19 protein-coding genes are annotated in these 20,262 nt (G+C 37.3%); all 19 read right to left on the bottom strand.

Annotated features, from left to right (window positions below):
- Position 1: 1 nt before the first annotated feature.
- Positions 2-1,456, bottom strand: coding sequence for a lipopolysaccharide biosynthesis protein (locus tag DW000_RS00420; protein ID WP_120054638.1), 1,455 nt, complete (start codon positions 1,454-1,456; stop codon positions 2-4).
- On the bottom strand, positions 1,456-2,589 hold the full coding sequence (locus tag DW000_RS00415) for a CapA family protein (protein ID WP_243624515.1): 1,134 nt from the start codon (positions 2,587-2,589) through the stop codon (positions 1,456-1,458). The genes DW000_RS00420 and DW000_RS00415 overlap by 1 nt, the downstream gene beginning before the upstream one ends.
- Entirely contained in the window at positions 2,573-3,505 is a 933-nt protein-coding gene (locus tag DW000_RS00410; protein ID WP_120054636.1) for an ATP-grasp fold amidoligase family protein, read from the bottom strand. The genes DW000_RS00415 and DW000_RS00410 overlap by 17 nt, the downstream gene beginning before the upstream one ends.
- A complete protein-coding gene (locus DW000_RS00405) occupies positions 3,483-4,724 on the bottom strand; it encodes an O-antigen ligase family protein (protein WP_120054635.1) in 1,242 nt (413 codons plus the stop codon). The genes DW000_RS00410 and DW000_RS00405 overlap by 23 nt, the downstream gene beginning before the upstream one ends.
- An 18-nt stretch (positions 4,725-4,742) precedes the next feature.
- Entirely contained in the window at positions 4,743-5,810 is a 1,068-nt protein-coding gene (locus tag DW000_RS00400) for a glycosyltransferase (protein WP_120054634.1), read from the bottom strand.
- Positions 5,807-6,856 (bottom strand): NAD-dependent epimerase/dehydratase family protein, encoded by a 1,050-nt coding sequence (locus tag DW000_RS00395; protein ID WP_120054633.1) that lies wholly within the window; start codon positions 6,854-6,856, stop codon positions 5,807-5,809. The genes DW000_RS00400 and DW000_RS00395 overlap by 4 nt, the downstream gene beginning before the upstream one ends.
- The gene (locus DW000_RS00390) at positions 6,849-7,571 is read right to left on the bottom strand and encodes an IspD/TarI family cytidylyltransferase (RefSeq protein ID WP_120054632.1); all 723 of its coding nucleotides are present in this window, start codon (positions 7,569-7,571) and stop codon (positions 6,849-6,851) included. The genes DW000_RS00395 and DW000_RS00390 overlap by 8 nt, the downstream gene beginning before the upstream one ends.
- Before the next feature lie 9 nt (positions 7,572-7,580).
- A complete protein-coding gene (locus DW000_RS00385) occupies positions 7,581-8,447 on the bottom strand; it encodes a LicD family protein (protein ID WP_004697209.1) in 867 nt (288 codons plus the stop codon).
- 11 nt (positions 8,448-8,458) lie between these two features.
- Positions 8,459-9,145, bottom strand: a complete 687-nt coding sequence (locus DW000_RS00380) for a sugar transferase (protein ID WP_120054631.1) — start codon at positions 9,143-9,145, stop codon at positions 8,459-8,461.
- Complete coding sequence (locus tag DW000_RS00375) at positions 9,139-10,338, bottom strand: DegT/DnrJ/EryC1/StrS family aminotransferase (protein ID WP_120054630.1); 1,200 nt, start codon at positions 10,336-10,338, stop codon at positions 9,139-9,141. The genes DW000_RS00380 and DW000_RS00375 overlap by 7 nt, the downstream gene beginning before the upstream one ends.
- A gap of 77 nt (positions 10,339-10,415) precedes the next feature.
- Positions 10,416-11,027 (bottom strand): CpsD/CapB family tyrosine-protein kinase, encoded by a 612-nt coding sequence (locus DW000_RS00370; protein WP_120054629.1) that lies wholly within the window; start codon positions 11,025-11,027, stop codon positions 10,416-10,418.
- Between the two features lies 1 nt (position 11,028).
- Positions 11,029-12,474, bottom strand: coding sequence for a GumC family protein (locus DW000_RS00365; RefSeq protein WP_120054628.1), 1,446 nt, complete (start codon positions 12,472-12,474; stop codon positions 11,029-11,031).
- Between the two features lie 150 nt (positions 12,475-12,624).
- A complete protein-coding gene (locus DW000_RS00360) occupies positions 12,625-14,451 on the bottom strand; it encodes a nucleoside-diphosphate sugar epimerase/dehydratase (protein ID WP_120054627.1) in 1,827 nt (608 codons plus the stop codon).
- A gap of 37 nt (positions 14,452-14,488) precedes the next feature.
- Entirely contained in the window at positions 14,489-15,232 is a 744-nt protein-coding gene (locus DW000_RS00355; protein ID WP_021147974.1) for a polysaccharide biosynthesis/export family protein, read from the bottom strand.
- A 408-nt stretch (positions 15,233-15,640) separates the two neighbouring features.
- Positions 15,641-16,351: an ABC transporter ATP-binding protein gene (locus DW000_RS00350; protein ID WP_008600622.1), complete on the bottom strand. Its 711-nt coding sequence runs from the start codon at positions 16,349-16,351 to the stop codon at positions 15,641-15,643.
- A gap of 1 nt (position 16,352) precedes the next feature.
- Positions 16,353-17,114 carry an ABC transporter ATP-binding protein gene (locus tag DW000_RS00345; protein WP_008600621.1) on the bottom strand — a complete coding sequence of 254 codons (762 nt, stop codon included), beginning with the start codon at positions 17,112-17,114 and terminating at the stop codon, positions 16,353-16,355.
- An 11-nt stretch (positions 17,115-17,125) separates the two neighbouring features.
- Complete coding sequence (locus DW000_RS00340) at positions 17,126-18,139, bottom strand: branched-chain amino acid ABC transporter permease (RefSeq protein ID WP_004697216.1); 1,014 nt, start codon at positions 18,137-18,139, stop codon at positions 17,126-17,128.
- The gene (locus tag DW000_RS00335) at positions 18,139-19,020 is read right to left on the bottom strand and encodes a branched-chain amino acid ABC transporter permease (protein ID WP_012864168.1); all 882 of its coding nucleotides are present in this window, start codon (positions 19,018-19,020) and stop codon (positions 18,139-18,141) included. Before DW000_RS00335 ends, DW000_RS00340 begins: the two co-directional genes overlap by 1 nt.
- Before the next feature lie 14 nt (positions 19,021-19,034).
- Entirely contained in the window at positions 19,035-20,183 is a 1,149-nt protein-coding gene (locus DW000_RS00330; protein ID WP_120054626.1) for an ABC transporter substrate-binding protein, read from the bottom strand.
- Positions 20,184-20,262: the final 79 nt, after the last annotated feature.

Here is a 20,262-nt window from a genome sequence, read left to right as displayed (position 1 = left end):
GTTAATTATGTCGTTTTACTTTACTTAAGACTTTTTTATAGCCAGAAGCAATAATTATGCGCTCAGATGGAATGACGTATAAAATAGCCACATATAATACAACACATAAAAGCATACAAACGACGGTCCACCATACTGCATCATAGAGATGTAAAATACTATAGGCAATTAACCCAACTATAGATGCTGTAATGAGATATACACTGATATTAGATATTATGCGAAATGCACTCATATTGACAAATAAAGCTAGTAGCAACATAGAAGCTGCTAGCATTTCCATTCTTACTAACGATCGAGCATATACAAAGGTACTGAAATCATATTGAATACAAATATAAATAACTGGTATTAAAACTACTAGATGTAGTATTTGAGTCCAAAATGATAGATTAGGCATCCCTTTTGCACGAAATATTTCGGAAATCAAATTAGCTGTTACAGTCATAATAGCCGAACTCAATGCCCACGAACCTAATACAATGCCCGCTAACGTCCATTGTGGTCCTAGTAAAAGCTGAACAACAAAGTCTTGAAATACAAATAAGCCTACACCTAGAGGTACCAAAAATAGAGCCATATAGCGTTGGAATGTAAAGAATGTATTCGAAAAGGCCTGTTGATTATTTTGCACACGACTTAAAGCCGCGAATAATACAGGAGCCAAAGATGCTGTAGCCATAGCCATTACAGTCGTAACAATAGCCATTGGCATCTTATATATACCCAAATAATAAGCATCTAAAAAACGGCTAATAATGAATGTATCCACCCAAGCAGTGAGCCATATAGAAAATGCTTCAGCTAAAGACCATGCACTATAGTTAAACATATTCATAAAGACGCGGCTACTAAAAAACAGATGAATTTGATGCTTCCGACTCTTTAATAATGCCAACGCCGTAAATAGCTGAGACCCTAGCATACCAGCAATTAAAGACCAATAATCGTACCCCATAAGCGCCATTGGTATAGATATCAATATAGGTGTAAGAATTGTTATGAGCCTAATATTTAAAAGAAACTTGAAATTAAAATCTCTTCGATACAATGCCATTTGGACACTACTAAAAGCAGATAAAGGAATCATAGCGCCCATCACGGCTAAAGGTATACCTAAACCATCATTACCTACTAATACAGCCAATTCATCACGACCGATTATGATAGCGCTCCATAAAACTAGAGAAAACACTAGGTTGGCAATAAAGGCCACATCTGTAGCCTCTTGCTTATCTTGGGCACTTTCAAACTCATGCTGAACAAGAAATTTTTGAAAACCCGCATCAGCAAGCATTTCCGCAAAAGATATAACCATCATAATCGTCGCCAATATGCCAAATGCAGTCGGTGCTAACATATGAGCCAATATTATATTTGTCAGTGGTGTGATAAGCTTTGCCAAAACCTCTGTAATAACAGACCATTTAGCAGCAGCTACGATTTTAGTATCCATTATTTCTTATTGATATTCTTAATGCCTCTCAAGAATAGTTCATGATGAGCTTCACATTCCAAATAATTTTGTATTGCTAAATAACTCGTTTTGCCCAAAATAAGTTCTACCAATTTTCGGCCCAATAAAGCATTAATAGCGCGTACAATAAATGATCTACCTAAAAACTCACGCAAATAACGTTTTACATGTGTATCAGCAAAGGCCTTATAAGCTTGAGTCACAAAATGAGGGTCTTTAATTTCTTCACTACGTTTTCTATAAGCCTCTAATGTTTCTGTAGCTTCAACTTCTGTGGCTAATCGTGTACCATTATCAGTTCTACGAATAGGCAATTCAGACACCACAAAATCATCCTTAGTTACGTCTACAGTAGCTAGTATTGCATCTTTCACAAATTCCTGATGATTTACATAAAAGTCAGAATTAAAAATAAAGTTTCCCTGTCCATAAATGATAGTGCCCCCCTGGTAATCTTCGCGAGACCCTACACAATGATTATGTTGACAGATAACGAGATTCGCTCCACTATCGACAAATTTACGGCAATATCTCTGTAGCATAGGAGATGGATAGCGATAGAATTCCTTGCCGCCGTGATATAGAACGATGACGTAGTCGCATTGTGCCTTTAAAACTTTCACTTCGTCAAAGCTTTCTAGCACATCAAAAGGATTAGCCCCCATTGTATGACAAGTAGCCATAGTAAACTCGTTCTCTGTACAAAGATAGAATCCAATACGTATATCATCTTTTTCAAAGATAAATGGCTTCTTAGCCTCTTTCAAATTAGCTCCAGCTCCAGCATGAGCAATCTTATGCTGCTTCAACAAATTTAATGTTGTCGTCAACCCTTCCACCCCTTGATCTAAGGAGTGGTTATTAGCCAGTGTTAAAAATAACGGCTCTAACGCCTTATATCCATTAATTGTTTTTGTAGGCGCAATTAAATTATTACCAAATTTTACGATGGGTGTCTCTATATCAGTAAGAGGAACCTCTAAATTGAAAACATTTAAATCCGATTGCTTCAAAATTTCATAAAGCTCTTTTCCTACAAAAGCTTCTCCATTACCGTTTTCAAATAATGTTTTATTAATATTCGTAGGAACTAAATCAGCCCCGATGTACATTCTCAAGATGTAACCACTCTCCTAATTCATAATCCTTTGACATAGGACGAAATCTTTCAAATCCAGCACCAGGAAAAAATGTTAATTCTCCAATAAATAGATGCCCTTTAATTTCATAAAAATCAACACGCAAAAATGGACACCCTTTGCTAAGCTCCATCGCAACCTGTTGCATTTCACCATATGTATCTGGCTTTGGAAACTCTGTAGGTAACGGTGGATAATGTCCAAAATGAATTCCCATAGGATTCCAATCGATATCATAGAAGTTCATACGCGTTCCTGTTTTAGAAAAACGATTAGAACATACTACTGTTAACTTTGGTTCACCATGAAAGCAATACATCTTATAATCTAATATGTCATTGCTACCTAACTCCGACAAATATTCCTCTCCGATAATACGTCGAGGAACATTCTTATAAGGCCACTCTCTAGCAATACGTGAATAATCCCGTTTTAAGAATGTTCTTAATTTAGCTTTTGCTGCTTCCCAATCAAGTGTTGATTTATCTTTACAAATAACGATGCCTCCACTATCATGTGTACATTTCAAAACGAATTGATTAGGCAACCTATCAAGGTCAATATCATCTACAGAGTTCCATACGGAAATCGTAGGTATTATATACTGATTACCTACACGTTGAGCAATAAGATGTTTAGCTTCATGTTTATCAACCATCACTGTTTGTATTGGGTCTCTAAAATTAACCTTAAGCCATTGTAACTTTTCGCTGAAAGTTTTTGGATTTTCTAGATCTAAAGGGTATCCCATATACTTAGGAAATATCTTCTTCAAAAAGTCTTCATCAGACAAAGAGTCATAATAACCCGATTTAATTAATACCCTCGTACGATAGTAAGGTTTTGTTAGAAAGGACATGCCAACATTACACAATTTTCTGAACTTCATGTTTTCGTCCTTTCCGAAGAATTTGTACCTCTAAATAAAACAACATTATATAAAAATAAGTACTCTTACTTTCATAAGAAACCATACCCATATCCATAACAATTTGTGAAAGGAATAAAATAAGTACCATTATATATTCATTACTATGTATATCGCGATAGCGAATTAAATTATATGCTACATATAGATACATTGAATAATATGCTATTAAACCAATAACACCCGTGCCAGCTAATAACTCAATATAATTGTTATGCAAGTAGTAATTATCTTTGCCATATACGAAAAAAGTATATACAGATGGATTATTGATACCTACACCAGTTATGGGAGATTGATAAAATAAGTCCCATCCAATATCTACCAAAGCTAAACGAATAATAGTGGATGAGTCCCCCCCTGTGCCTGTAAAGGCTTCCATCATGTTAGACATTCGGTCTAATACTTCAGAGAACATCGGCAATTGCAAGACCGCAATACCTATAATGGTAAGACCTAATAAGGAACCAATAACTTTTACAATAGAATTGACCGCATTAGCACTACGAAAACTTTTAAAAATAAAGAGTAATACTGTACCAACACCAACAAAAACTAAGGCCTTACGACTACCTGTAGCCGCTAAAATACCAAGTGTTGGTAATGCAATGACATGCCACCAACGAGGTCGATCGTATAGCATATAATACAAGGTCATAACAATAGCATTGGCCCCCAATAGCCCTACCGTATTCGCATTCAATGCATCATTAGCAATACGCGCTGAGGATGATAAAACAGTAATAAAATAATCTAAACCGTAGAAATAAACAGTATAGAAACAAACTATATAGCCTGTCCACATGCCAATCTTTAATAATGTATCCACCGATTTTTTATCTTGATAACACATGTATAAAATGATGAGCATAAAGAATATCTTGACCATATCAAAACTTCGACTCATCGCCACAGCTGTATCTGTGGCATTAATCGCACTCAGATAACAAGCTCCAATAAAGAGTAGCATATAAGCATGCATCCAATTAAGCCGTAGTTTAATAACACCTTGCTCTCTTATTAGATAAAAAATAATGAGCCCAAATAAGCATACAAACAATACATACGCACCATAGTTCGCTTCGCCAAGGGCAAAAGAAATGGTCAACGACAACACTAAAAAGATTAGAGTTATGAACCATATCATGCGATCAGCAAGAGCCGTAATATTTAACTTCAATGGTTCTCCTCCTTACACTCATAAAACTTCTAACCAACGTTTAGCGATTTTCCATAGTGGAAATTCATCGCGTACTTTGATTGCTTCCTGTGAAAGCTTAGCTGCTAGTGCAGGATCTTTTAATATACTGCGCATAGCTTCATACATAGCCTGCGTATCACCTACAGGCACAAGGATACCATTCTCACCACTTTTAATTACCATGCGAGCACCGCCTACAGGACAGTCTGTGACTACTGCCGGTAAACCCATGCCCAATGCTTCCAACATAGAATTTGAAATACCTTCAAAATCAGAGGATGATAAAAACATAGAACAAGGGGCTACCTTTTCTAAAATATTACTAGCAAAGCCAGGCAATAAAATACGATTCTCTAAATTAAGAGACTTAATTTGGGCTCGTAGTTCATCCTCTAATACACCTTGTCCATAAATGACAAGTTTATACTCTGGAAACTCGTTTGCCAACATACTGAAGGCATTAATCATCATAGGCAAATTCTTTTGCGGATGCAAACGACAAGCTGTAACAATTGTCTTTTCTCGTTCCCCCTCTATTGGTGGTGGCAATTTACCATTAATAGGATTGGGGATAATAACACCGCGATTTTGAACAGATTTCGGGAAATAAGAACGAGCATCTTCCGTTTGAAATACTAGTGCATCTGCAAATCGAAAAGCAAAATTGCGCAACGCTTGTTGATGCCAACCAATAGGAACTTTGCGTGGATTATTGCGCTCAGAAAACACAATGCGATTTTTTATAAACCAAGAGCTAATCGCTAAGATAAAACTCGATGCAGACAAGAAAGATAAACATGTCGCATTTGGTCTAGTCTTTAAGATTTTGATTAGTTCCTTTATTTCTTGCATAAAGCGAATGACTTTATTAGAGCTTGTAGTATGAATTTCGATTTGTTCAATACCTTCCTCTAACGCATATTCATTACCATATCGATTAGGGCTTGTTTGGATAACTGTAATATGATGACCATCATGTACCCACTGACGAGCCAACTCTGTTAAGATTCGTTCAGCCCCATCGTTACCAAGGGAGATAGTGACAATTATTATTTCCTTTTTCATAAGCCTTCCTCTTGGATATATTCTGCCAGTCTTACATAGGCTTGTGCCATTGATACCTTAGGTTGCCAACCTAGGGATTTTAACTTCTTAGAACTTAAGAACATATGCACTGTCGGTGCATAGCCAAGCCCTTGCACATCGTTTGGAATATCAAAGATGACTTCACTCTTATCATTGCTAACATGAGTTGCCACTAAATGAGCAATGCTTGCAATAGAACGCGTCTCCTCATCATGACAAACATTATATGCTTCACCAGGTACCCCTGCTTTTAAAAGAGTTAAAAGCCCAGTTAAGGCATCAGTAATATAGCAATAATTCGACATAGAATCGCCCTTTGTATGAAGTATAATGGCTTCTTTTTTAATAGCACTCTTAGTGAACTGCATAAAAACGCGATTATCAGCTACTGGAACACCTGGCCCAAAAGTTTGAGCTAGTCTAGCTATTACAACAGGAACGCCATACTCCACAGCATAGGACTTGCAATAACATTCACAAAGTCTTTTGCTTTCGGAGTAAGAGCTACGAACGTTTAGATGATCCAAATAGCCTATTCTTTCCTCTGTCATAACTTGGCCAGACTCATAAGGTACCCCATATTGCTCCATACTGGATAAGTAAACTAGTTTCTTTACCTTTTGACGGCGACCTAACTCAAGCATGGCCTCCGTACCATAAATAGAGGTACGGATAGTTTCTACAGGATGTTCTACAAAAAACTTAGACTGTGTCGGTGCGGCTCCATGTAAAATATAATCACATGGCACATCAATAGATTCTAATGAACCATCCACTAGAGCTAACGATTTATTATCTAAATACTCACCAAGAATGTTTTTTGCCTTTTCATGGCTTCGCACATGACCAATCACTTTTAAATCCAGGTCATGAGTCTCATTGGCAAGTATAAGTAATTTTATAAACATAGATCCAATAAGCCCCGTTGCACCAGTTATAAGAATGCGTTGATGACGGAGGAAATGAAAGTAATTTTTTTCCTGTACTAAAGCCGTTAACTCGCGTTGAATAACGGAATTACTCATCTTTTAATCCTCCTAGCTCACGATTTTTAATAATCCCTGTGAACATATAATAATCAGATGGAGTTGTAATCTTTATATTTTCAGTTTCCCCTAACACAGGGTATAAAGTATAACCATAGTGCATCATCATCGATGCGGAATCAATAAAGTCATGAATGCCCTCATCTTTTGCACGATTATGAACTGATATAATATCATCCAATCTAAAACTCTGCGGAGCTTTAGCCATAAGACATTCATTACGATTTAAAATGCGGTTAATAGAACCATTTTGGGTAACCATAACCGTTTCGATAGCTGGAGTAACAGTAATGGCAGAACCCTTTGACTCAACAGATTCTATGTTTCTCTCTATGGTAGAGTTATCTACAAGTGGACGAACCCCATCATGAATCAATACAGTCACCGCGTCATCAGGGAATAAACGCTTAGCCTCTACTAGCCCATTATATTGGGATTCCAAAGCACTTTCACCACCAGGCACAATGGATAATACCTTTTGTAACCCCGCCTTTTCTATGAGTTGTTTAGTATGATCAATCCATTCTGCTTTACAGGCAAGAACAATCCCATCAATAGTCTCCGTTTGTTCAAATACATCTAAGGTTTGAATCAAAATCGGTCTACCGTTCCATTCTAAAAATTGTTTTGGCGTCTTGCTATTTTTCATACGAGCACCTACGCCACCCGCAAAGATTACTGCTATTCGTTTCATAGGCCCTCCTTATGGTTGAGCTTCTTTTTTGGCATAATGTATGCCTTTATACTCCTTGTAAGGTGTATGTAAATCAGCAAATACTGCATCATGTTTTGCTACACGTTGCTCTACAGGTGGTAATTGCATATAGTCGCCCCAAATAAGGCGCAAATATCTCTCATACCCTTTCATAACAGGTATTTGATGACCTTCAAAGTCTTTATATACAACAGAAGCAAAGTCCTCTCTAGGATGACGTAGCTTCATACCTTTTAAGCTACCGATTAACTCCGTACACTCATCACTCGTATCAAAGTCGTATTGAGTCATTCTCTTTTCTGCAAATCGCCAAATATGATAGCGTATAGATTGACTTGAAAAGATTTTATAAATATAACCCGCTAAAGCGCGATATGTTGGTCCCTTATTATCAGGCAAACGCTGTGCATTAAAGAGTGCAAAAGTCATGGCCCACATCAACTGCAATGCACGACTAATTTTGCCGGGTGCACAGCCATCGATAGGCATAATTTCAAGTGCCAAACCATGACAAACATCTTCATGCATACTATGACGATTGATAAAAGTCGTATTATTGTCTCTAATAGAAGCTCCTGCATCATGATAGATATGATTGCGATCAGTACGACAATACGTAAATCGTTCAGTATCAGCATATTTTGGCCATAATTCAGCTAACTTTTCATAATCTGGACGAGGCATGAAAAGATCTAAATCATCATCCCAAGGGATAAAGCCGTTATGACGTATAGCCCCAATGAGACCACCGCCGCAAAGATAAAAGCGCAAATTATGTTTATCACAGAACTCTTTAAAGTACAGTAACATATTCAGCTCTTTTTCTTGTATTTCCTTTGTCATAGATGTACTCATAGGGACCTCTTTCAACGTAATACAGCTAATATTGTATCAATCATCGTTTTTATATCTTGTAAAAAAGAAAACTCCTTAATACTCCTTAAATTCCAAGCCATCTTACCCGGTAAAACCTCATTTATATAGACTTCATCAACATTCTGAGCATTTTGTAAAAGTTGATCTTCATCTTTATAAGTAATACTGGCAACACTGGTAACACCAGCAGGTAATAATAAGGTAACTTTCATTTCATCTGTATAAGCGGCCACATAACGTGGAACCTCTGGTCTTGTACCGACAAAGCTCATATCTCCTAAAAGGATATTAATAAGCTGAGGCAATTCATCGAGACGACAGCTGCGAAGCATATTGCCTACCTTCGTAACGCGCATATCATTTTGTGATGTCACTTGTGCACCTAAAGATTCCGCATTCTTTACCATAGTACGGAACTTATAGATGCCAAAGGTACGACCGTACTGTGTCACTCGAGTTTGACGAAAAAAAACCTCTCCCTCACTATCTCGTTTAATCATGATGGCCAGTATCAAGAATATAGGACTTAATGTAATAAGCATTCCCGCTGCCATGACGCGATCAAAAATACTTTTACAAAGAAGGCTTGTACGTCTTTGATTTAATATTTCAAAATAGGGACGAATCGCTTCACACTGTAGCTCTTGTGGTAGATCATGAAAGTTTTTTACTAACATTCGGTAATAATCCTTTTAAACTGTTCAATGATATATTGCACCTCATTATCTGTAAGGAGCGTATGAAGTGGCAATGTAATTTCATTCTTAAACTGGTCATAAGCATTTGGATAGTCATCGATTGTAAAGCCTAAGTTTTTATAAGCCGTATGCATTGGGATTGGCTTATAATGGACATTCGTCGCAATGCCAGCCTCAGCCATAGCTTCAATAACCTTATTGCGATATTCCGCATCACGGCCGTCTAAACGTACTAAATACAAGTGACCACTACTTTCATGCTCATCTGTATAATGGCTCAACAATGTAACAGGTAAATCTTTCAAACCTGTATCGTAAGCTTCGATAATCTCCTTACGACGAGCTAAAAGTTTTGGATATCGTTCTAATTGAGCCAAACCAATAGCCGCCATGATATCCGTCATATTACATTTATAATAGGTACCCTTAATATCATATTCCCAAGCACCTGCTTTTGTTTTTGCAAGAGCATCCTTATCTTGACCATGCAAAGATAGCAATTGGAATTGCTTGTAAATAGTTTCATCATCAATACCATCTATATGGCGCCATGTAGCACAGCCGCCTTCAGCAGTAGTAAAATTTTTTACTGCATGGAAGGAAAAGCTACTAAAGTCTGCAACATTACCTGTTTGTACCCCTTTATATGAGGCCCCAAAGGAATGAGCACAATCAGCCACAATAGGAATACAACCTAATGCTTTTTGAATATCATTAGATGGTGTGAAGAGAGATTTCTTTTCCTCTACAATGGAGCGTAGTCGATCATAATCGCAAGGTACACCTGCAACATCAACGGGAATGATTGCTTTTGTTTTTGGTGTAATAGCGCGAGCTACTGCATCGTAATCCATTTCATAAGCATCTTTCTGTGTATCAACGAGTACTAAGGTAGCACCTACATGAACTACAGGACTTGCACTAGCTGTATAAGAATAAGCACTAGTTATGACTTCGTCTCCAGGTCCAATCCCTAATACGCGAAGAGACATTTCAAGCGCTGCCGTAGCAGAGTTTAAACAAACGGATTTAGGTGTACCTAACTGATGAGCAATCTTTTTTTCTAATTCTTTAGTACGAGGACCTGTCGTAATCCACCCACTTTTTAAGGCTTCAACGACTTCATTGATTTCTAACTCTGTAATATCTGGAGGAGAAAAATTAATTCTCATATAAATCACCTCAATACTTTCTGTACCATATTGATACGTTTGATTTATCACATAGAATACTGATTAAAACAGTTATATTAAGCATCAATTACGATAGATCCTAAAAGAAAAATACCTGCTTGTGAAAGCCGTTTCTTAGCTTCAATCAAATCTTTTGAACTAACTACTTCATTTTTAACAACTAACACAACACCATCTGATTTTTCTGCCAATACAACGGCATCTGTAACAGACAATACGGATGGTGTATCAATGATAACCACATCATATTCATCACGTACATACTCAAAAATCGCAGGTAATTTGCTAGAATCTACAATATCAGATGGATATTCAACAACTTCACCCGCCGTAAGCACATCCAAATGAGGCACTACATTACGATGAATCGTCAAATCTTCATCCATCATCACCGCATTTGTAAGGCCCTTATTTTGTACATTAAAGGCTATATGTTGTATTGGATTACGTAGATTACCATCTACTAGAAGAACTTTATTATTATTTTTAGATAAAGCTAATGCAGTATTAGCAGCCACCTCAGAAGTGCCTTCACCACTAGTGGCTGCAGTAATACAAATAAGCTTACACTTATGTTGGTTACATACATATTGAAGATTGCTACGCAATGTACGGTATGCTTCCACAAGTGGTGTATCACCACGTTCATTAGAAATTAGTCTAATCATATTAACCTCTCACTTTGCGCAACAATGCTACGATACGATTACTAGGCTCCTCGTATTCTTTTTCGTTATGATTTGGAATTACGCCCAAGTTTTGAATGCCAAGAATATCATTAATTTCTTGTACAGATTGAACTTTGCGATTACCGAAGAATTGGCCCAATGTATAGAGGCAACCAAAGATGAGGCCTAAAATGGCAGAGCCTAATAGAATAAGAACCTTACGCGGAGCAATCGCCTTTTCTGGCAATGTAGGAGGATCAACGATTTGAACTTCATTCGGTACCATAACCTCTGCTACCTTCGCTTCTTCTAAGCGAGTGGATAACATTTGATAGATATCTTGTGCCACATCTACATCACGTTTTGCTTGGATATAACCACGTTCTTTTTCAGGTAGTCCTTTTATAGCTTCTTCGTTTGCTTTATCTAGCTCAGCTAATGTAGATTGTTTACCTTGAGCTACTGCTAAAGCAGCTTCATTTTTAAACTTATCCGCTAGCAAGCCTTGTTGTGCAGAGTTGCTTGAAGGTGCTTGTTGAGATGCAATAGCGTTGATTTCAGCATTTAAACCACTTTTAGCCTCTTCAATTTGTTGGTTAATCTCTTTCATCGCTGGATGTTCATCAGTATATTTACCAATATAAGAAGCTTTACGAGATTCTAGGTCTGCTAACTGCCCCTTGTAGGCTTGAACCGTGGCGCTATCGGCGATACTTTTACCAGCAGAACCTAATTGTTCATTGATACTGCCAAGTGCAGCTTGTGCCGTTTCTAAATCGAGTTGATTTTGAGCCTTCTCACGATCGATAAGAGTAATTTTATCTGTTAAGCCTTTCGTCTGATCAGCGGTGGAGTACACCTTATTATCTATTTGAAATTGTTGCAATTTATTTTCTGCTTGTTCTAATTCAGATTTCGCAGTAACAACGCGTTTTTGTAAGAATTCACGAGTAGTTCGTTGTTCAACATGAGAAATTTCGGCAAGACGTTTCAAGAAGGTATCAATAAGTAATTGATTAGCTTCTTGTGCTTGCTCAGGACTATTACCAGTCACGCTTACTTGTAATAACTCGGTTTCTTTATACGGTTTAGTTTCAATGCGAGTTTTAACAAAATCTTCATATGTTGGCGCATTACCAGTACCTTCAGGATCTTCTATAGCAGTAATTACTGGCTCTACTACATTACGACTTTTTAAAATTTCTGCATCTGTGTTCATCAATTGACGAGACATAGAATCAGAATAGGCATTAGCACTAGATAATACAGAATTGCTCAAACCTTGAGCTTGTTTAATGCGCAACATCGATGTAGATTGATATGTTGATGGTGCAAGAAAAGCATACGCACCACCTAAAACCATACATGCTACCGCAATATTAATAATTTTACGGCGCTTTTTAATGAGGACTCTGCCCACCTCTTTTAAATCAATAATTTGTTCCACCCATATACCCCTTTCTGTAAAAGTATACAAACAACAGGGTCTCTCCCACTTAGAATATTAACTGTACCCAACCCTCTCAATAAAGGCACAATGTATCAAAATTAAAATAGTCTTATACATATATCGGGTAATAAATGTATCGTCCACGACCTATACATTATGATTTGGGTCGTATGTAGGAATGATATCCTGCAACACATTAATTACATCTATATCAGTTTTACATGTATCAAAACGCTCTATTTCACGACTTAGCCATTCTTGATTAACATCTTCTAGAGCTGCTTCAAAAATTTTCTTATGCGTAGTAATATTCGTACCTTCTCCGGCAGTTAATAGTTCTTCATATAACTTTTCACCTGGACGTAAGCCAGTAAATTCAATACGAATATCCTTATTAGGCTCAAAGCCAGAAAGGCGAATCATATTCTTAGCCAAATCGACAATTTTAACCGGTTCACCCATGTCTAAAAGGAACACTTCGCCCCCATTACCCATGGCACCAGCTTGAAGTACTAATTGACTGGCTTCAGGAATAGTCATAAAATAACGTGTCATCTCTGGATCTGTAACGGTTACAGGGCCACCGGTTTCAATTTGTTTACGAAATAAAGGAATAACCGAACCACGGCTACCAAGTACATTACCAAAACGAACTGTTATAAACTTAGTATCATATGTATGATTCATACCAAGTACAACTTTTTCAGCAACCCGTTTTGTAGCGCCCATAACACTAGTTGGATTCACCGCTTTATCCGTGGAAATCATAACAAATCGATCTACCCCATGAGCTCCGGCTACATCCACAACATTACGAGTACCATAAATATTATTTAATACTGCAGCAATTGGCTGTATTTCCATAAGCGGCACATGTTTATGAGCTGCTGCATGAAATACTACATCAGGATTATAGTTATTGAAAATTTGTTCTAATTGATTCTTATCGCGAATATCTGCAATGATTGGAACCAAGGTATCTTGGGGAGCAATATTGCGCAATTCTTGATGAATAAGATAAATACTATTTTCACCATGACCTAGGAGCAATAGCTTTTTAGGTTTTACACGTAAAACTTGACGACAAATTTCAGAACCAATAGAGCCCCCCGCACCAGTAACTAAAACTACTTTATCTTTAAGATATGTTTCAACCTTGGACGTATCGAGCTGAATCTCATCACGTTCCAATAAATCCTCAATTGAAACAGGATGTAAATGAGATACAAGAACTTCATCATCAAGCAGTTGGTACATCCCCGGTAAAATATTGATTTTACATTTTAAAGGAGAACAGATTCCCATGATTTCTTGAATAATATCTCGCTTCACAGAAGGCATGGCAATAATAATTTCTTCTACCTTATACTTAGCAACTAATGCTGGAATATCTTCACGATTACCGAGAATTCTAAAACCATTCATAAGACGATTATGTTTAAACATATCATCATCAACATAACCAATCACTCGACGAGAACGCTTATGATATCGTTCAATTTCACGAGCTATAGTTGCACCTGCATCACCGGCTCCTATGATCAATGTATTCACTTGGCCACTTTCACCATCGTCCCCACTGCTATAGTGAAGTGCCACATAATGAAGCAACATACGTCCCATACCAACAGCACCTGTAGTGAGGAACCATGTAATAAAATAGATGGAACGTGGTAATGACTTACCAAATACAAACATAGAGAAATAGAATAAAGCCGTACCAATTGTAGTCGCTACAAATACTGCTAATACCTCTCGCATCCCTGCATAGCGCCAAATACGTGTATATAAATGCATTATCAAGAACATCAACATATACGAAATAAGTAATAACGGAAGTGCATCCACCATTTGATTAATATATTGAGGTTCTATGTGTCCATCAAATCGAATAAAAAGACTGATAAAAGCAACGATTACAATCGTCACAATATCGGTAATAAACAATATGGATGGTAATAAATATGAACGCAAAAAAACGCCCCCTTATATGATAGATATCGCCTTATCTTTAATCCTTACCTATTCGTGATACCATGTAAGCCCCTGTTAAGATTGGAGCAATATCACGAGCAAAGTTGATACGACTATTCTTAGTTAAGTAAAGAATATCACCTTCACGCATGATGTAGTTTTCAGACATATCTCCAGTTTGTAAAATACGATTCAAATTGATAGGAATCGGTTTCTCTGGATTGTCTTGATGAATCAAGTAAATTTTCTTCTTTGCTGTATCCCAGTTAAAACTACCTGCAGCCCCAATAGCATCAATAACTGTACTAGATTTAGTCAACGTATAGGCGCCAGGCTTATTAATTTCACCAAATACATATATGCGAACGCCGCCCAATTTCGATACATTTACTGTGATATCAGGATTAATGATATAACGAGACAAACCTTGCTGTAACTCAGCTGTAAATTCATCTACAGTTAAGCCATCTGCTTTTACGGCACCAACCATAGGGAACGATACATATCCATCTGGTCTGACGGTATACACAATGTCGTTACCATTACGCGTACCAAGCTCTGCCTGCTGAACCACTTGAATATTTAGTTCATCTCCTTGGCGCAGACGATATTCTTTATCAGAGCTAATTACAGATGCGCTAGTTTCCAATGGTACATGACCGTCCATTTGTACATTCTTAGCATTATAAGGCTGATTAGTATTTATACTAACTGGTGCAGCCATAGCCATTGTTGTAGTACATAAGAATGCAGCCATCATCATATACTGTTTCTTCTTCATACTTACCTCTTTTTTATTCAACTTATTTAATTCATCACTTAATTATTGATGTATCTTATATCTAAAAAATCAGTCATGCTATTTTATCATTTTTTTAAATATTCTTCTACAAATCTAATATATTCCAAGCGAACTTCATAAAACCTTCAACAATAACCCCTTAAAAATACAGTATTTTCAATATATGCTCATTAATTATTATTTGCTTTTTTCATTCCTAATTCACTAGTTTTATCATTAAAATTTGTAAAAATAATAAAAAATATATAAACTCACTTCATTATTAGCTCACATAGTGCTTCTATTTATATCAGAATTAGTGATAAAAAATAAGGTGTATATACTAGAAATCTAGTATATACACCTTATTCAAAGTTTTTGACACTAATGATCGCTCTATATAATTAATTATTCAACACGACCGCCTAAATAAGCTTCCATAACGCGAGGATTATGGCGAACTTCATCAGCAGAGCCAGATAATACCATTTTACCAGTCTCCAAAACATACGCATAATCAGCAATCTTCAATGCTTGACGCACATTTTGTTCTACTAAAAGAACTGTTGTTCCATCGGCGCTGATTTCTTTAATGGTTTCAAAAATCTCATTTACTACTAAAGGTGCAAGGCCCATAGATGGTTCATCTAATAATAACAATTTTGGACGAGCCATAAGTGCACGACCAATAGCTAGCATTTGCTGTTGACCACCTGATAAAGTACCACCCAATTGATAACTTCGTTCATCAAGAATAGGGAATCGTTTAAATACCTTTTTGATATCTGTTTCGATTTCTTTATCTTTACGTGTATAAGCACCCATTTCAAGGTTCTCATAAACACTCATATCTTGTAGAATTTGACGTCCTTCAGGAACTAAGGAGATACCATTTTGCACAACTTGATGGGTTTGGCGACCTGTAATATCTTGACCTTCAAAAATCACTCGACCAGATGTGGGTTTTACAAGTCCCATAATAGTCTTCATCGTCGTAGTCTTACCAGCACCATTAGCACCAATAAGAGATACAATGGAACCTTGTGGAACTTCTAAACTTATATCTTTTAAGGCTGTAATATGTCCATAACCAGCCACAATATTTTCTAGTTTTAACATATTACACCTCCTCTTTACCTAAGTATGCTTCAATTACAGCTTCATTATTTTGAATTTCTTGAGGTGTACCTTCAGCAATTTTCTTGCCAAAGTTAAGTACTACCAAACGATCACAGATATTCATCATCAATTCCATGGCATGTTCGATAACCACAACGGTAATACCTAGGTCACGAATCTTGCCAATCAATTGACGCAGAACTTCAGTTTCACTATCATTCATACCTGCTGCCGGTTCATCAAGCAAGATTAACTGAGGGTGTGTCGCTAAGGCACGAGCGATTTCAAGACGACGTTGCTTACCATACGGTAATGATGTTGCAACCTCTTCTGCATCTGCTTCAAGACCTACAAGCTTTAAGAACTCATAAGCAATACCACGACAACGCTCTTCTTCAATGCGTTGCCGTTTTGTTTTCAAAAAACTAGATAAGAAGCCAGAGCCAGTACGACAATGCATACCGGTTAAAACAGTTTCAAGAGCTGTCATATTGCCAAAGAGACGAATGTTTTGGAATGTACGAGCAATCCCCATTTCAACAGTTCTATGAGGCTTGATGCCTACAACAGACATACCATCAAATACAATTTCACCAGAACTTGCAGGGAATACACCAGTAATCAAGTTGAATAGTGTGGTCTTACCAGCACCATTTGGACCGATGACACCAAATACTTCACCTTGTTTAACGCCAAAGGATACACCTGTGAGGGCTGCAACGCCACCAAAGCTTTTACTTACGTCATTTAATTCTAATAGCATTCAGTTCCCTCCTATCCTTGTTTTTCTTCTTGTTGTTTGCGTTTATATGCTTCAAAACGTTCTGTTAATACTTGTGACTCTGGAATATATGGAGCCTTTTTAAAGCCTAATTTGCGACTAATTTTATCTACCATAGATTCTGTCAGAATACCATCTGGACGAACGGCCATCAAAATGACTAGTAATGCACCATAGATGATGTCCCGATAGTCGGATAAGAAACGCAATACTTCTGGTAATAATGTAAGAATAAAGGAACCTAATACGGAGCCCCATACTACATTGGAACCACCAAATACAGGGAATAACAAAATTTGTACTACTTTATGGTAGCTGAAATCTGTAGGATTAATAAAGTTTGTAATATGCGCATACAAACCACCGCCAATACCAGCGATGAAAGCACCAATGATAAAGGCCATCATCTTGTAGTATACAACGTTAATACCCATCAATTCTGCTGCATGATCATCAGCCTTAATCGCTGCAAAGGCACGACCCACACGGCTATTATTAATCCGTACACAAAAGGCGATAATCAATACTAAAATAGCTAACAAAATAATGATAGCCATTAGATTGCCCCATGCAACAGCATCAATGCCCATTAAACCATCGAGATCAAATTCATAGGCATAATTTGTCAATTCTTGAGGAATGGATGGAATACCAGAAAGGCCTAATGCACCATTTGTAATATCCAAATTCAAGAAAATAACACGCACAACTTCGCCAAATCCAAGTGTAGCAATGGCAAGATACAAACCTTTAAGACGTGTTGTTGGCAAACCGATAATAACAGCCACAAGACTAGCAACTAAGCCACCAATAATAATGCCTACAACGATAGGCAAATCAGCTTTCAAAGAAAGAATAGCGCCTACGTATGCACCAACACTCATAAAGCCAGCAGCCCCTAAAGAAAGCTGTCCACTTGCCAGTGTGAAATAAATTGAAATACCCATGATGGCATTAATGATGAAAAACATCACGATCTGTAGATAATACGGGTTTAATAATTCCATTACGGTCTCCCCCCTTTATCTTTAGATCCAAACAAGCCTTGTGGGCGCCAGAATAATAATAGGATAATGAGACCAAAGGCCACAGCATCACGGAATGTAGATGCACCATAAGCAACAGAGAAGATTTCTGCTACACCTAAAATAAAGCCGCCAACCATGGCGCCTGTAATATTACCAAGACCACCTAAGATAAGTACTGCGAGGCCTTTAAAGCCTATAATAACACCCATAGTAGGCTCAATAGCATTAAAGGACAAGCCTACCAATACACCTGCCGCTGCACCTAAAGCAGATGCAATCATAACAGTAATAGATATAATCATTGTTGGATTGATACCCAAGAGAGCTGCTGTTTCCGTACTCATGGATACAGCACGAATAGCCTTACCAATCTTAGTTTTCTTAATAACTACATTTAAAATCAGCATTAGCACAACAGAAACGCCTAAACCAATAATTTGTACCATAGAAATTTTGAAAGCTCCAAAGTCGATTAAGCCACCAATATAGTCTGGTGGGAATGATCTAGTTTGAGGGCCCCAAAGCAATAATGCCAAACTTTCAAGGAAAATAGAAACACCAATGGTACTAATAAGTGGTGCCAAGTGAGACACCTTTTTCTTGCGTAGTGGACGAAGCGCCACAAATTCTAAAAGATAACCGAGGATAGCACCTACAGCCATAGCTACGATAAGGGCTACAAAAATGTTAACGTTAAAAATTGTTACCATAAAAAGACCAACGAAGGCACCTATCATAAAGATGCCTCCGTGAGCCATGTTGATAATATTCAAAACACCGAACACAAGTGTTAAGCCAATAGCGAGTACAGCATATAAGCTACCGAGGGTTAACCCGTTAACTAATTGTTGTAAAAACACTATACTACCTCAACTTATTTTGTTAATGCGTCAAATTGACCGTTTTTAATTTGTAATACTTGAACTTCCATGGAAGGATCGCGTTTTTCGTTAAATTTGAATTGGCCAGTTACACCAACGAAGTCAGCAATATTTTTCAATGCTTCCCGGAATTTTTCGCGATCTGTTGTGGACCCTGCTTTTTTCAAAGCTGTTTCATAGAGATATACTGCATCATATGCTTGAGCAGCGAATTGGTCAGGTTCTTTACCGTATTTTGCCACATAGGCTTTACGGAAATCTTTAACCTTTTGGTCTTCTTTGTTAGGGAACCATGGCGTACCAACAATAACACCGTTAGCAGCATCGCCAGCAATTTTAATGAATTGTGGGCTGTTGAAACCATTGGAGCCAACTACAGGTTGATTCATACCCATTTCACGCATTTTTTTCATGATTAATGCGCCTTCTTGGTAAAGAGAAGCAACTACAATTACATCAGGTTTTGCTTGTTGAATTTTAGTCAATTGTGCAGAGAAGTCAGTATCTTTATCTGCAAATGTTTCAGTATCAACGATTTGTACACCTTCAGATTCCAATGCTTTACGAGCTGTATTATTTACAGATACCATTTGGTCATTGTTGTTAGAGTACATGATAGCTGCAGTTTTGAAGCCTAAAGTTTTATGTGCTTCTTTAATTGCAGTATCTACTGCCAAGGATTCAGGTACAGCATTACGGAAAATGTAATCGCCGATATCCGTAATACCTTCAGCCGTTGTAGATGTACCAAGCGCTACTACTTTACTTTTGTTTGCTACAGGACCAGCAGCCATCATTTCACCAGATAACATAGGACCGATAACTGCTACCACTTTATCTTTTGCAATTACTTTGTTCATCGCATTAATAGCTTCGTTTTTATCACCTTTAGTATCTTCTACTAATAAGTTAATTTTTACAGCATTTGCATCAGCATTGATTTCGCTTACTGCCAATTCAGCACCAGCTTTAATGGATTCACCATATGCTGCCGCACCACCAGTTGTTGTTGTTAATAATGCAATTTTAGCTTCATTGCTATTTGCACTACCTGCATCTTTATCGCTACCACAACCAGCAGCAATTGCCATTACACCAGCAAGGCCAAAAATGGCCGCTTTTTTTAACATGGATTTATTCATGTTACACCCTTCCTTCAAAACATAAAACTTTAAATCTATACCTATATTATGAGAATATAAAATAGTTTGTCAATTAAAA

Source organism: Veillonella sp. AF36-20BH (assembly GCF_003602765.1).
Lineage (GTDB): Bacteria > Bacillota > Negativicutes > Veillonellales > Veillonellaceae > Veillonella > Veillonella hominis.
Note: the sequence above shows the minus strand (reverse complement) of the source record. Positions and strands in the feature narration are given on the sequence as shown.